We start from the raw sequence: 15,996 nt of genomic DNA on the forward strand, positions 1-15,996 counted from the left end.
TCCACAGGTATTGTTTAAGTTTGTTTTACTTCATGAAAAGAATCTTAGTCTTACTAATACTACTATCCAGCGGCATCGTTAGTGGACAGGCCTTACCTGAAGGAGTACTTATAAAAACGTATCTGGTTCAAAGTGATAGTATTCAAATTGACAGTTTGAGCATTAATCCGGGTTATTTCAAATTGTATGAAGACCAAACGAATTTGGTTGACGAGGACTTATTTGAAGTGGATTATGCAAAAGCCATACTACATTTTAAAAACCCTATGTATTGGAAAGGTAAAAAAGTTAGGATAGCCTATTTACCTTACCCTGATTTTATGACTCGTAGTTATGCAGCTTTTGATAGATCGCTAATTGTTGCTCAAGCTACAGATGAATCGCAATTATATAGTTCGCAAGCCAATTCAAGATTAAATAAAAACAAACCTTTTGATGGTCTTTACACAAGTGGTAGTTTATCCAGGGGTGTTACAATTGGGAATAATCAGGATGCCGTAGTTAATTCTAATTTTAACCTGCAGATTGAAGGGCAGTTGTCCGAAAAAGTAGGGATCAGAGCTTCAATTACAGATAATGAAATACCCTTACAATCAGGAGGTTTTACCCAACGTCTTGACGAATTTGATCGTGTTTTTATTGAATTATATGCTGACAATTGGTCGCTTACCGCTGGAGACATTGATTTGAGCAATACTGAAAGTTATCTGATGAGATTTCAAAAAAAGATATCAGGTGTTTTGGTCAAAGGAAATGTGAATAAGCCAGCTGGAAAAACTGACTTTTTTGCCTCAGGAGCATTGGTTAGAGGAAAATTTCAAAGCTATAAGTTTAATGGATTAGATGGCAATCAGGGGCCTTATAAAATACTGGGATCAGATAACCAGCAATTCATAATCATGATTTCAGGTAGTGAAAGAGTTTATGCCAATGGCGTTTTGCTTAGGCGAGGGGAAAATTTTGACTATACTATAGATTATAATACAGGAGAAATCACATTTACAACATTGTATACAGTTAGTTCTAATCTCAGGTTTACAATAGAATACCAACTTTCTGAGCGGAATTACACCAGATTTCTCACCTATGATGGGGTGAAATTTCAATCAGATAAGTTGAAAATTGGTGTTCAATACTATAATGAAACTGATGCCAAAAATAGCCCCATAGACCAAAACTTATCAGATGATCAAAAACAGATATTAGCTGATGCAGGGAATGACAAATCTAAAATGATCGCGCCTTCAGCTGTCGAATCTGAGTACAGTGAGAATCGGGTTTTATATAGAAAAATTGAAGTTGACGGAATTGAAGCGTATGAGTATTCAAATGATCCAGACGAAACACTATATCAGGTTGATTTTTCTTATGTAGGTGAGAATAATGGTGATTATATCTTAGAGACGACATTGGCGTCTGGCAGGGTATATCAATTTACATCAGAAGTTAATAACCAAAAGCAGGGTGCTTTTCTTCCTGTAATTCAACTAGTTGCCCCCGAAAAGTTACAGATGTTAAATATAGAAGCTGATTATGTATTGGGTGAAAAAACCTTAATCGAAACCGAGTTGGCTTTGAGTGATAAAGATCAGAATCTATATTCTAGCATAGACAATGAAATGAATAAAGGTGTAGCTACTAAACTTTCATGGAAACAAAAGATATTAGATAAAAAGTGGAAGTTGAACAGTGATATTGATTATGAATATTTTAGTGAAAATTTTAGATCAGTCGAAAGAATTAGAAATGTTGAATTTTCAAGAGATTGGAATATTATTTCAACAGGATTAAACACGAGTCAAAAGCAGCAATATATCCAAGGGGGCTTGAATTTTCGAAATGATAGTTTAGGGCTTATTCGATATAATTATGAAAACTTGAGTCTGGGTGATAATTACACAGGAGACAGACATAGTTTATTGGCTGATTTTCACCTAAATAATACTGATTTCCATGTTGATGGGAGTATGTTGAAGAATGAGAATGGTCTTGAGGATAACACTTTTGAAAGGTTATACACTGGTGTAACACAACAGATTTCAAAGTTTTGGGTAGGAGGGAAGTTTAATTATGAAAAGAATTTAAGACGGCGTTCAGACAATAATGAATTAGATATTCTATCACATCGATTTGCCGAAATTGAAGGTTATGCCGGTGTAGGAGATTCAACTAAGGTATTTACTGAAATAGGTTATAATTACAGAGAAACCGACAGTGTTCAAGGCGGGGCTTTAGGCCTTGTAAGCAAGGCACATACTTATTTTTTGAAGTCTAGGTTGATTCAAAATATCAATACAGATTTGGCCTTTTTTGTCAATTATCGCGAAGTCAAAAATGTCAATGCACCAGATGACAGTTCTTTGAATGCTCGGGTGAGCTATAGGCAAAGAATTGTAGGAGATTTTATTGGGCTTCAAACTTTGATAGAAACCAGATCAGGAACACTTCCGCAACAAGCTTTTAGCTATGTAGAAGTTGAACCTGGTAAAGGCTTCTATGAATGGATAGATTTTAATGAGAATGGCATTCAGGAATTAGATGAATTTGTAATTGCTAAGTTTCAGGATCAGGCGATTTATGTACGGGTATTATTACCTACCATTTCATTTATAAGAACCAATCAAAATAAATGGAGTCAATCCCTGAATATAAATGCTTCTTCATGGAGAAATAAACAAGGCTTTAAAAAGGTGGCTTCTCATTTTGCAAACCAAACCTATTTTTTAATTGATGCTAAAACGAAACGTGATAAGGATGAATTCAGCATTAATCCATTTGCTTCAGACGATGAAGACCTTTTAGGCTTAGATCAGAATTTTAAGAACAGTTTTTTTTTCAATAGGGGTCTGCAAAAGTTCAGCTTTGTTTATTCTTATTTAAATTTCAGAAAGAAAACCATTTATTCATTCGGAGATCAGGATGTAACGCTGAGAACACATCAATTTCAGTTTATTCATAAGTTGGGTAGTTTCTGGCTGATGGATCTGGGGGCAGGGTTTAATGATAATATAAGTGAGTCAAATAGTTATGCCAATAGAAACTATAACCTGGAAGTCATACAGATAAATCCTAAAATATCTTATTTGTACAATCAAAATACACGATTGGATTTATATTATACTTACAAAGACAAGCAGAATACAATACTCGAAATGGAAACTTTGAATATGCATGTTTTGGGAGCTAATTTTAAATTTGCCAGTAAACAGAGTTTTTCAGTTAATGCCAATGCCAATTTATATTTCAATGAATTTGAAGGAAATACGAATTCGCCTGTTGCCTATCAGATGTTGGAAGGACTGCAACCTGGAACTAACTTAACCTGGTTGTTGGGATTGCAAAAAAGATTGACCTCTTTTCTAGATCTGAATCTGAATTATCTGGGTAGAAAATCAGAAGATTCAAAAACAATTCATACCGGTAATCTGCAGTTGAGAGCTACATTTTAATCCAGTAGCTTATTATTAAGATTCTTTGTTTGCATTAAATCGCAAAAAAAAAGAGTTATTGCAAACGCAATAACTCTTTTTTATGAATATGTTTTGAGCAATGTCTATTGGTTTTTTCTCAACCAATTTGCCATAGAAACTTCAGATGTAATAATGCTACTAAGCGCATCTATTTTAACTCTTTTTTGTTCCATAGAATCACGATGTCTGATCGTTACTGTTTGGTCATTCTTTGTTTCGTGGTCAACGGTAATACAAAATGGAGTTCCTAATGCATCCTGACGTCTATATCGTCTTCCAATAGCGTCCTTTTCGTCATAAGTAACACTAAAGTCAAATTTTAATTGGTCAATGATTTCTCTTGCTATTTCAGGTAATCCATCTTTTTTGACTAAAGGCAGAATAGCAGCTTTAGTAGGTGCAAGCACCGATGGTAACTTTAAGACAATTCTTTCCGACCCATCTTCAAGTACTTCATTTTGTAGGGCTGTTGAAAATACAGCAAGGAACATTCTATCAAGGCCAATTGAAGTCTCAACAACATAAGGAACGTAATTCTTGTTCATTTCATGGTCAAAGAACTGTAATTTCTTTCCTGAATGTTCTTCATGCGCCTTAAGATCAAAATCAGTTCTTGAATGTATTCCTTCCAGCTCTTTAAACCCAAAAGGAAAATTAAATTCAATGTCTGCAGCGGCATTGGCATAGTGGGCTAATTTTTCATGATCGTGAAATCTGTAATTTTCTTCCCCTAAGCCCAAAGATAAATGCCATTTTAACCTGGTCTCTTTCCAACTTTCATACCATTTCAATTCTTCTCCCGGTCTTACAAAAAATTGCATTTCCATTTGTTCAAACTCTCTCATTCTAAATATGAATTGTCTTGCGACAATTTCATTTCTAAAAGCTTTTCCGGTCTGCGCAATTCCAAAAGGTATTTTCATTCTTCCCGTTTTTTGCACATTTGCAAAATTCACAAAGATTCCTTGTGCAGTTTCAGGTCTAAGGTATAAATCCATAGCTGAATCTGCTGAAGCACCTAATTTAGTACCGAACATTAAGTTGAACTGTTTTACATCTGTCCAGTTCCTAGACCCTGAAACAGGGCAAGCTATTTCAAGTTCCTCAATTAGCGCCTTTACATCGCCAAGATCTTCATTCTCAAGAGAGCGGGCCATTCTATTTAGAACTTCTTCTTTCTTGCTCAGGTATTTGACTACCCTTGGGTTTGTTGATACGAATTCATTTCTGTCAAAAGCATCACCAAATCTTTTTGCCGCTTTTTTGATTTCTTTTTCTGCTTTGATGTTTAATTTTTCAGCATAGTCTTCAATCAACACATCAGCGCGATATCTTTTTTTAGAATCTTTATTATCGATCAATGGGTCGTTAAACGCATCCACATGACCTGAAGCTTTCCAAGTAGTAGGGTGCATGAATATGGCAGCGTCTATTCCTACGATGTTCTCATTCATTTGCACCATAGATTTCCACCAGTATTCACGGATATTTTTCTTTAGCTCAGCCCCATTTTGAGCGTAGTCGTATACTGCACTTAATCCATCATAGATTTCACTGGATTGAAAAACGAATCCATACTCTTTGGCATGTGAAACTACTTTTTTGAATTTGTCTTCTTGATTATTCATGTGTGATTTTATATTTTTTTCTAAATCTGAAACCAAAACCATTCTCAATTGGTTTCATTATTTTTTTATTCACCTAAGTGATTATTCATTAAAACCTTGTCGGTTTGATTCGGCAAAAATAATTAATTTATAGGAAGCGCATAAAAAAAGGAAACACAAATTGTGTTTCCTTTTATTTATAATTTTATTAGAGCTGATTACAGTCCTAAGAAAGAGTCATTTAGTTCTAGGTTCGCTGAACCAACTAATTTACCTTCTACATAAACTTCGATAGGGTAGGCACCTGCTGCATACTTATCTCCTTTTCTTTCAACCAACATCACTACATCAAGATCTGCATTTTCGTAATTAACTATTGTTTGATCAGTATACTTCGCTTCAGCACCTTCTTCTAACATAAAAGTTCCTTTTGCATTGATAACTTGTCCACTTGGGTTTTTCAATACGATATAGGCTTCTTTATCTCCCGGATCAGCTATTTCGTTTTCAATTAATCTAAATGCAACTTTAATAGCATCAGTTTTCTGAGCTTTATTTGTTTCAGTATATTTTCCGTTAGAACGCATTTTCATCGCGATAACTTCTACATTTTCAACATTGATCGCTCCACCAATTTCAACTTTCCTAGCCAACTCCATATTTTGAGAGACTAAAGTGTCGTTATAATTTGTTTGAATCTCAAGTTGACTATTGATACTGTCTTTCTCCTCAGTAAGCATATTGTTAGCCAGTTTAAGAGAATCAACTTCGTCTAAAAGTCGGTTGTTGGTTTTCTCCAAAGTAGCCAATTGACCACGGTATCTTCTCAAGACACTTGAATTGATCTGTTTAAGATTTTGAACTGAATCCTTTAATAAAGCAATCTTTTCTTTTTCCATTGTTAGGGAATCCGAAAGGCTTGTGTTTTGAGCAATGGCAACATCATACTTTTCTTCCATTGCAGTAAGGTTCCCAATAATCTGCTCTTTTTCTGCCGTCAAAAACTTGAGGGCTTCTTTATGATCATTGTTGTTATAGAAAGTATAGCCAATAAGGCCGAACAGTAAAACAGTCAAAGCTATTATTAAAATTTTACTGTTTGAAGATTTAGAATTTTCTTCCATAATTATAGAATTAGGTTTACATTTTAGATTAATCTTAACTTATTAAACGTAATAAATCAGAAAAATTGTGTGCAAATTTAATTTTTTTTAAAGATTTAGAACAATTTTTTTTAAGAATTAAGTCTGACTGTTGATAAATAATGTTTTAATGCCCAATATATTAAGGAATATTTTTGATCTTTTTTTTCCGGAAGAATGTCTCAATTGTGGTAGCCTGCTAGAAGTACAGGGAAAATTCCTATGTATATTTTGCCTTTCTGAATTGCCTTTGACACATTATAGTAGGCAGCCAAAAAATCAGTTGGAAATGGCTTTTATTGGCAGAATACCATTAAAAGCTGCTACATCTTTATTCTATTTTGAGAGAAAAGGGGCAGTTCAGAAATTAATACATCAATTAAAATATCAGGGAAAGTCGGATCTAGGTATTTTTTTTGGACTTTGGCTGGCACGTGAAATGGAACAAAGCAATAGATTTGAAGGGATTGATTTTGTAATTCCAGTTCCTATGCATCCAAAGAAAGAAAAGGAGAGGGGATATAACCAAGTGATAGGCTTCGCTTCTGCTATAGCTAAAGAGCTACAGGCTGAATTAAGACCAGATGTTTTACTGAAAGTAAACAACAGAAAGACACAAACTTCAAAGAACAGATTTGACAGACTCAAGATACTTGAGAATGATTACAAGCTCCATAGCTCAGACCAAATTAAAAACGCTCATATTTTACTAGTAGATGACATTATTACTTCGGGCGCAACGATTGAAGCCTGTGGTATACAACTAATGAAACATAACGGAGTTCAGTTAAGCCTTGCCAGTATGGCATTTACGCCATAATTTTGCAAAAAAATAATAGAATAAGGAGAAAAATAATTGTTAATTTGTATTTTATTTAGAGTATGAAATTTCATTATTTTTCTTTACTTATTTGTCTCTTGATTCTTTCGAGCTGCGCAAGAAGAGGACGCCCGGAAGGTGGACCTAAGGATTTTGACAAACCAATTATGGTAAAGGCAGATCCTGATTTCAGAAGTCTGCAGTTTAAAGAAGATCAAATTAAAATCTATTTTGATGAATACGTAAAACTTAAGGATGTGAACTCGCAGTTGATAATTTCCCCACCTCTTAAGAATAATCCAGTGATTACGCCTTTGGGCTCTCCAAGTAAAAGAATCACAATAAAAATAGGCGATACACTTCAAGAGAATACGACCTATACATTTAATTTTGCTCAAAGTATTATCGATAATACTGAAGGAAATGTTCTTGATAATTTTAAATACATCTTTTCGACTGGAGATTATATAGATTCTTTAAAGGTCAAGGGTGCCATAAAAGATGCCTATGACCTTGTCATGATTGAAAACCCAACAATTATGTTGTATCCGGTTGATTCTGTTTATAAAGATTCAATCATATTTAGCCAAAAACCTACCTATGTAGGAACTACAATAGATAGTTTGAATAACTGGGAGATTACAAATATTAAGGCGGGTACATATCGACTAATTGCCCTTAATGACGCTAGTAAGAACTATAAATACAACCCGAAGGAAGATAGAATTGGATTTCATCCTGAATTAATTACGCTGCCAGGCGATACCGTTTTCGATTTGAATCTTTTTAAAGAAAGATTTCCTTTTAAACTGGTTTCAAGGCCTAAAGACATTTCAAAAGGGCATTTGATTTTAGGCTTCGAAGGAGAATCGGAGGATGTTGAGATTAAAATACTATCTGATACACCAGAAGATTTTAAAGCCTTTTATGCAAAAGACAGAAGAGCTGACACACTAAATTATTGGTTTAATCATTTTGAGTTAGATACAATGATTCTTCAGGTGCGTAAAGATAAGTTTCTTGACACAGTGAAAGTACAAATCAATGAAGAAGAAATAGATTCTCTTCGATTAGAATTATCAACCTATGGGATGTTGCACTTAAGGGATACACTTCAGATCGCATCATCAGTACCCATGATGAAAATAGACAGTACCAAATTTCACTTTTGGGATAAAGATTCTGTAGCTGTTCCTTTAAAATTGAATGTATCGAAAAGGCTTGACCGGATTGATTTTGAATTTGAAAAAGAGCTCAATCAGAGTTATAAACTTTTTATAGAACCCGGTGCTGTTGAAGATATTTTTGGAATTCAAAATGATACGATTCAATCTGCTTTAAAAACTGGCAAAATATCTGATTACTGCTCTATTTTCCTTACTATGAGAGGTATTGAGAGATTTCCAGCAATAATCCACCTGATTGATCAAAAAGGTGATCTCATCGCTGAAACCTATGCAACAGGGCCGCAAGAGTTCGAATTTAAATATTTGAGACCTGGAAGATTTAAAATTCGCATTATATATGATGATAATGAAAATCGAATTTGGGATACAGGAGATTTTCTAAAGAACCTGCAGCCAGAACAGGTTTACTATGTTAAATCTGTAATTGAAGCAAAGGCCAATTGGGAAGTTGAGGAGAATATCCTATTGACACCATAATTCCGAATTTTTTGAAATGATTTTTATGTCATTTTTATTTCCTTAATGTGATTTATATTTCTTTTTACTTCAATAGAAGTTAGTATCTTTGTTGTTTAGAATCATTTTAATTAAGCAAGTAATGAGTTTTAACAAACAAGATATATACAATGCCCTAGAAGGGATTACGGCTCCTGGAGAGGGAGTGAATCTTATCGAAAGCAAGGCCGTGACTAATGTTGTGATTTTTGGTAAAGAGATCCTTGTTGATGTGACCATAAAAAATCCATCTCTACAGGCAAAAAAGAAGGTAGAAGTTGAAATTATGAAAGTGATCCATGACGAGGTTGATGAGAAAACTGACATCAAGGTAAACGTAAAGGTAGATGCTCCGGCAAAACCAGCTCCAATTAAAGGGAATGAGATTCCAGGAGTAAAGAATATAATTGCAGTGGCCTCCGGAAAAGGAGGGGTTGGTAAGTCAACTGTTACTGCAAATCTTGCTGTTTCCTTAGCAAAAATGGGTTTCAGTGTTGGCGTATTAGATGCGGATGTATATGGGCCTTCAATGCCCATTATGTTTGATGTAGCAAAAGAAAGACCACTTTCTGTTGAGGTTGGGGGTAAATCTAAAATGCAGCCTATTGAAAACTACGGTGTAAAATTGTTGTCTTTAGGCTTCTTTACAGATCCCAATCAGGCAGTTATCTGGCGTGGTGCAATGGCTTCAAAAGCATTGAATCAAATGATTTTTGATGCCAATTGGGGAGAACTTGATTTCCTTTTGGTCGACCTTCCTCCTGGAACAGGGGATATTCACTTATCAATGGTTCAAGCTGTACCTATTACAGGAGCTGTTATCGTAAGTACTCCTCAGGCTATAGCCTTGGCGGATGCTAAACGAGGTGTGGCCATGTTTCAACAAGAGAATATCATGGTGCCGGTATTGGGCATTGTTGAAAATATGAGCTATTTTACACCTGAAGAGTTACCTGATAATAAATACTATATATTTGGAAAGGATGGCGCAAAAAATTTAGCGACTGATCTTGATACAGCATTATTAGGAGAAATTCCTTTGGTTCAGAGTATTAGAGAAGCCGGAGATGTAGGTCACCCTGTTGCCTTACAAGAAGATACAACGCTTGAACATGCTTTTATTGAGACTACAAAAAATATGCTTACTGAACTGGTAAAGCGAAATGAAGACTTGCCGCCAACTGAAGTTGTGAGAATAACTACTATGTCTGGTTGTAGTCCAAAGTAGCATAATTCCTGATGCCTTTTTGGTAGGGGAGAATTAAAATAATAGAGATTATGGGTCAAAAAGAAATTTTGGATAATATTGAGAAAGCGCTTAGCGAGATCCGCCCGTATTTGGTAACTGATGGAGGAGACATATCATTGGTCTCATTAGACGACGATATTGTGAATATCAAGTTTCATGGGGCTTGTATTGGTTGCAGTGTAAATCAAATGACGCTTAAAAATGGTGTTGAAGCCACTATTAGAAAATATGTACCGCAAATCAAAAAAGTAGTTGAAATAAAATAAAACTCAAGCCACTCTAGATTTTCATATTCTTAAATAATAATCGTTATATTTGTTAACATCGAAAGAACAGATATAAAATGAGCTACTTTTTTGCCGAATTATTATCACTTCTAAAATTATTGATGAAGAGAAACCCCGAATAAATTCGGTTGTCTTCATGTACCTACTTCTTTCTATTACTAATTTTAAAATATAACTTATGCCGAGATACCATACTTTAGGCAGCATTCCATCAAAGCGGCACACAGTGTTTAAGGATTCAGATGGAAATTTCTTATATGAAGAACTATTCGGAACAATTGGTTTCGATGGAATGTCAACATTATTGTATCATACCCAACGTCCTACTCAAGTAAAAGAAATACTGAAATCATATGATGTCAGCCCGAAAATTGCTGTGGAAAAAAATATGAAATCCATAAGTTTAAGAGGATTTGAGGTGGCTCCAGAGGAGGATTTTTTAAAAAGTCGTGTACCAATATTAGTAAATAATGATTGTCAGATTAGTTTGGCTTCTCCAAGTGCTTCTTTAAGAAGTTATTTTTATAAGAATACAGATTCGGATGAGGTGATTTTTATTCATAAAGGGTCAGGAAAGTTAAGAACCATGTTAGGGAATATTGATTTTTCCTATGGCGATTATTTAGTAGTGCCCAGAGGAGTAATTTATCAAATAGATTTTGAAACAAAAGTAAACAGGTTGTTTATTGTAGAGTCAAAAAGCCCGATTTATACACCAAAGAGATATAGAAATTGGTTTGGTCAAATGCTTGAACATGCTCCTTTTTGTGAAAGAGACATGCATCCTCCGAGTGAAATTGAAACTTTTAATGAAGCTGGAGATTTTTTAATAAAGGTTAAAAAACAGGATTATATGCATGAATATATATATGCATACCATCCTTTTAGTGTTGTGGGCTGGGATGGTTATAATTTCCCTTATAAGTTTTCAATTCATGATTTTGAACCTATCACGGGCAGGGTTCATATGCCACCGCCTATTCATCAGACTTTTGAAGCAGCAGGCTTTGTAATATGCTCTTTTGTGCCAAGATTATACGATTACCATCCGCAAGCAGTTCCTGCACCTTATAACCATAGTAATATCGATTCAGATGAGGTACTATATTACGTAGACGGTGATTTTATGAGTAGAAATAATATTGAAGTTGGACAGATTACATTGCACCCGGCTGGAATTCCTCACGGACCACATCCAGGGGCTATGGAGAGGAGTATTGGTAAAAAATCGACTGAAGAACTGGCTGTGATGGTTGATACATTTGCACCGCTAAAGGTAACAGAAGCGGCCTTAAAGTTAGAAGATGATGATTATTATAAAAGTTGGTTAAATCATTAAAACTAAAGTGATGAGTAAGATAAAAAATGTAGAATACGGATTAGAAAAAATATTTGCAGGAGCCAAAGATTTTTTGCCCTTATTAGGAACTGACTATGTAGAGTTTTATGTGGGAAATGCCAAGCAGGCAGCCCATTTTTATAAAACGGCATTTGGTTTTCAATCTTTTGCCTATAAAGGGCTGGAAACAGGAAGTAAAGAAGTTGTTTCTTATGTCTTAAAACAAGATAAAATTAAAATAGTGTTAACCACTCCTTTAAATTCAAAATCAGAAATAAACGAACATATCGTAAAACACGGTGATGGTGTAAAAGTTGTGGCACTTTGGGTAGAAGATGCTAAAAAAGCCTGGGAAGAAACTACTTCTCGTGGTGCAAAATCGTATCTAAAACCAATAATAGAAAAAGATGAACATGGTGAGGTTGTAAGGTCAGGTATTTATACTTACGGAGAAACGGTGCATATGTTTGTTGAACGGAAAAACTACAAAGGAACATTTTTACCAGGCTTTACTGAATGGAAATCGGATTTCAACCCAGAACCTTGTGGTTTAAAATTTATTGACCACATGGTTGGTAATGTAGGTTGGGGAGAAATGAATACCTGGGTAAAATGGTATGAAGATGTTATGGGTTTTGAAAACTTTTTGTCTTTTGACGATAACCAAATCCATACAGAGTATTCAGCCTTGATGAGTAAGGTGATGAGTAATGGAAACGGTAGAATTAAATTTCCAATTAACGAACCAGCGGAAGGTAAAAAGAAATCACAAATTGAGGAATATCTTGATTTCTATGAAGGTCCTGGTGTACAGCATATTGCAGTTGCTACAGATGATATCATTACCACAGTTTCTAAGTTGAGATCAAGAGGGATAGAGTTTTTAAGTACACCTCCAGAAGAATATTACAGAGCGGTTCCTGGTAGATTAGAGGAATTTAGTCATGAGTTAATCGAGGATATTGAAACTTTGAAGAAATTAGGCATTATGATTGATGCAGATGAAGAAGGTTATTTATTACAGATTTTTACAAAACCTATAGAAGATAGGCCAACCTTATTCTTTGAAATCATACAGAGAATGGGAGCTCGAGGCTTTGGTGCGGGTAACTTTAAAGCGCTTTTTGAAAGTATTGAAAGAGAACAAGCCAAACGAGGTACATTATAAACTAGAAAAAACACCGGGCTCAATCAGTTTTATTCTTTATCGAATTGACTGAGTGTAATTTTTCTCATCACCTCACTTCCGATCACCTCGGAGGTGAGGTGATCAGTTTTTGACGGGTCAAAGATTTATATGTTTACTTTCATTCTGAGAGTCACTTATTATAAATCATTTTATCTATGTTGGTTAAAGTCTATGGGAGCGCAGTAATAGGAGTTGAAGCCAGAACGATAACAGTTGAAGTTAATATTGATAAAGGAATTGCTTACCACCTAGTAGGGTTACCCGATAGCGCCATAAAAGAAAGTAGTTTCAGGATTTCAGGCGCACTGAGAAATTCCGGGTTTAAATTTCCGGGAAAGAAGATTACCATTAATATGGCTCCCGCAGATTTGCGTAAAGAAGGCTCTGCTTATGATCTACCTTTGGCCTTGGGTATCATGGCTGCATCCGGGCAGCTAAAATCAGTAGCGCTTGATCAGTATGTTATCATGGGAGAGTTGTCTTTAGATGGCGGTTTGAATCCCATTAAAGGGGCTTTACCCATTGCAATTCAAGCCAAGGAAGATAGCTTTAAAGGATTTATACTGCCAAAAGAAAATGGGAAGGAAGCTGCCGTGGTAAAAGGTTTAGATGTTTATGCCTTAGAGAATATCTCAGATGTGGTGAAGTTTTTGAAAGGCGAGGATTGTATCGATCCATTGAAAGTTGATTTACAAAAAGAGATTCAAGATAATGCAGCACAAGAAGATTTAGATTTTGCCGATGTCAAAGGTCAGGAAACGATTAAACGATGTATGGAAATTGCAGCGGCAGGAGGTCATAACATCATCTTGATTGGGCCTCCTGGCTCTGGAAAAACGATGTTGGCCAAAAGATTGCCTACCATTTTACCGACTATGTCTTTAAGAGAAGCGCTTGAAACGACAAAAATTCATTCTGTAGTTGGTAAATTAAATGGAAATTTAGGTCTGATGCATAAAAGACCATTCAGATCTCCACATCATACAATAAGCGATGTAGCCCTAGTAGGAGGTGGAACCTACCCACAACCCGGAGAGATATCACTTTCTCATAATGGTGTTCTTTTTTTAGATGAACTTCCAGAATTCAAGAGGAGTGTACTTGAGGTAATGAGACAGCCATTAGAAGACAGAGAGGTGACAATCTCACGAGCCAGATTTACGGTTACCTATCCAAGTAGTTTTATGTTAGTGGCGAGTATGAATCCCAGTCAGGGAGGCTACTTTGTAGAGCAGCATGAAGACTCAAATGCGGCCATAATTGATGCCCGAAGGTATTTAAGTAAAATATCAGGTCCTTTATTAGATCGAATAGACTTACATATTGAGCTGCAACCCGTTCCGTTTGAAAAATTATCAAGCAAGCGCTCAGGTGAATCCAGCAATATAATTAGAAAAAGAGTAAAGGCTGCCAGAGATATTCAGACTGAAAGGTATAAGTCGAGAGATGATATACATTACAATGCACAAATGAACGTAAAGCAGATTCGTAAGTATTGTCAAATCGATAAAACATCGCAGCAATTATTAAAACATGCCATGCAACATCTTAATTTATCGGCGCGTGCTTATGACAGAATATTAAAAGTTTCGATTACTATTGCAGATCTAGCTGCATCAGATAAAATATTGCCTGAACATATCGCTGAAGCGATTCAATATAGAAGCTTAGATAGAGAAGGGTGGTTGGGCTAATTTCACTTCCCTTTTGGTTTTATATTCGCATTCATCCTGAAGAAATTGTCAGGGTCATACTTTGTTTTGATGTCAATTAACTTTTGATAGTTGGACCCGAAAGAATCTCCGGTCATATCCTCAGAGCCGCTCATATCACTGTTAAAATTGAAATAGACTTGCCCATCAGAGTGTTCCTTAAGTTCGCTAAAGAATTGTTTCGTCCATTGAATACAATGATCATTTAAAGCATCATCATTCCACATTGTGTCGATACTAACCAGGAATCGTGAACTTCTATCACCAAACGCTGTAGCCTCTTCTGGAACCCTGGAAAGAGCACCATGTAAATTTCTTATGGATAATAAACTTTGTGCTGATGGAGAATCATTGACTTTATCAATTATCAGTTTCATTAGATTTTCGTCTATATCCTTCACATATAAAGATTTCCAATAGCTATTTAAAGTACCTTTTACAAGAAATGGATCAAACATTTTATTTACAGCAGTGTAAGGAATAATACCGCTCAAATCAAGTATTGGAGTAGCAACTTCTCTTAAAGGCTGTAGGACTTTTTCTCCATCTTCAGGAGATCCAAAGTACATGCCGGCAAGCACAGTTACTTTAGTGCCGTGAAGCTCCTCAGGAAATCCAGGATGCGTTGGTATCGACCAATGAATACAATCACTGGTAATTTCGTCCGGAAGGTCTCTTGTAAAATTAATCCAAAATTTCATAATTTTTTCAGCTTCAGCACGAGGATACATGGTTGCGGCCATCATTACTGTTGGACCTAATTCATGCAATTCGAAATGAAAAGAAGTTACAATTCCAAAATTACCGCCTCCCCCTTTGATACCCCAAAATAAATCCTGATTTTCTGAATCAGAGGCATGAATATAGCTTCCATTGGCGAGCACCATATCCACTCCTAGCAAGTTATCAATACTCATCCCAACCTTCCGTCTCAACCAGCTAAGTCCGCCTCCCAAAGTAAGTCCTCCAACCCCTGTGTCAGAAACAACTCCCCCTGCACAGGCCAGCCCAAACGCCTGGGTTTCACGATCTACATCCGCCCAAGTGGCTCCTCCTTGCACTATAGCCGTCTTTTGCTTTGGATTCACCATGACTGTTCGCATATGAGATAAGTCAATCACCAGACCATCATCTATTGATGCATTTCCTGCAACATTATGTCCTGCTCCACGAACAGAAAATAAAAGATCATTTTCGCGGGCAAAGTTCACTGCGTGAATTACATCACTTACTCCTGTACACTGAGCTATTATACCTGGCCGTTTGTCAATTAGTTTGTTCCATAATTCGCGTTCTGCATCATAAGTTTCATTGTCAATATCAATTAATAGACCTCCGAAATTTTCCTGAAATGATTTAAAAGTTTCATTACTGATTTTGTTAACTTCTGTCGATGCATGGTAGGTTTTCATGAAATATTGGTTTTTATGATTGGAATGTTATCTAAATTGTTAATCTAAAATTAATCATATAAAACCTAAAATCTAATTAGACTAGGA

At 35.6% G+C, this 15,996-nt stretch carries 11 protein-coding genes; 8 read left to right on the forward strand and 3 right to left on the reverse strand.

From position 1 onward, the window contains the following. Positions 1–32 precede the first annotated feature (32 nt). Complete coding sequence (locus tag QWY87_RS12185; protein ID WP_290291549.1) at positions 33–3,449, forward strand: DUF8818 domain-containing protein; 3,417 nt, start codon at positions 33–35, stop codon at positions 3,447–3,449. A 104-nt stretch (positions 3,450–3,553) separates the two neighbouring features. Here QWY87_RS12185 and QWY87_RS12190 read toward each other — a convergent pair whose 3' ends face one another. Both QWY87_RS12190 and QWY87_RS12195 read right to left on the reverse strand, forming a co-directional pair. After that, the gene (locus tag QWY87_RS12190; RefSeq protein WP_290291551.1) at positions 3,554–5,098 is read right to left on the reverse strand and encodes a glycine--tRNA ligase; all 1,545 of its coding nucleotides are present in this window, start codon (positions 5,096–5,098) and stop codon (positions 3,554–3,556) included. A 197-nt stretch (positions 5,099–5,295) separates the two neighbouring features. After that, positions 5,296–6,201 carry a DUF8428 domain-containing protein gene (locus QWY87_RS12195; protein ID WP_290291554.1) on the reverse strand — a complete coding sequence of 302 codons (906 nt, stop codon included), beginning with the start codon at positions 6,199–6,201 and terminating at the stop codon, positions 5,296–5,298. Between the two features lie 148 nt (positions 6,202–6,349). On the opposite strand from QWY87_RS12195, the gene QWY87_RS12200 reads away from it, so the two are divergent. From QWY87_RS12200 to QWY87_RS12230, 7 genes are all read left to right on the forward strand, one after another. Continuing rightward, positions 6,350–7,039 (forward strand): ComF family protein, encoded by a 690-nt coding sequence (locus QWY87_RS12200; RefSeq protein ID WP_290291556.1) that lies wholly within the window; start codon positions 6,350–6,352, stop codon positions 7,037–7,039. A gap of 62 nt (positions 7,040–7,101) precedes the next feature. After that, entirely contained in the window at positions 7,102–8,703 is a 1,602-nt protein-coding gene (locus tag QWY87_RS12205) for an Ig-like domain-containing domain (RefSeq protein ID WP_290291557.1), read from the forward strand. Between the two features lie 121 nt (positions 8,704–8,824). Continuing rightward, positions 8,825–9,949 carry an Mrp/NBP35 family ATP-binding protein gene (locus QWY87_RS12210; RefSeq protein WP_290291559.1) on the forward strand — a complete coding sequence of 375 codons (1,125 nt, stop codon included), beginning with the start codon at positions 8,825–8,827 and terminating at the stop codon, positions 9,947–9,949. Positions 9,950–9,999: 50 nt separating this feature from the next. Continuing rightward, complete coding sequence (locus QWY87_RS12215; RefSeq protein WP_290291561.1) at positions 10,000–10,236, forward strand: NifU family protein; 237 nt, start codon at positions 10,000–10,002, stop codon at positions 10,234–10,236. A 199-nt stretch (positions 10,237–10,435) separates the two neighbouring features. Next, positions 10,436–11,596, forward strand: coding sequence for a homogentisate 1,2-dioxygenase (locus tag QWY87_RS12220; protein ID WP_290291563.1), 1,161 nt, complete (start codon positions 10,436–10,438; stop codon positions 11,594–11,596). Between the two features lie 10 nt (positions 11,597–11,606). Further along, positions 11,607–12,764 carry a 4-hydroxyphenylpyruvate dioxygenase gene (gene hppD / locus QWY87_RS12225; protein ID WP_290291566.1) on the forward strand — a complete coding sequence of 386 codons (1,158 nt, stop codon included), beginning with the start codon at positions 11,607–11,609 and terminating at the stop codon, positions 12,762–12,764. Positions 12,765–12,940: 176 nt separating this feature from the next. Then, positions 12,941–14,479: a YifB family Mg chelatase-like AAA ATPase gene (locus tag QWY87_RS12230; RefSeq protein WP_290291569.1), complete on the forward strand. Its 1,539-nt coding sequence runs from the start codon at positions 12,941–12,943 to the stop codon at positions 14,477–14,479. A gap of 2 nt (positions 14,480–14,481) precedes the next feature. Here QWY87_RS12230 and QWY87_RS12235 read toward each other — a convergent pair whose 3' ends face one another. Further along, entirely contained in the window at positions 14,482–15,909 is a 1,428-nt protein-coding gene (locus QWY87_RS12235; RefSeq protein ID WP_290291572.1) for an FAD-binding oxidoreductase, read from the reverse strand. Positions 15,910–15,996 lie beyond the last annotated feature (87 nt).

Origin of the sequence: Lutimonas halocynthiae, from assembly GCF_030409835.1 — a bacterium.
GTDB lineage: Bacteria > Bacteroidota > Bacteroidia > Flavobacteriales > Flavobacteriaceae > Lutimonas > Lutimonas halocynthiae.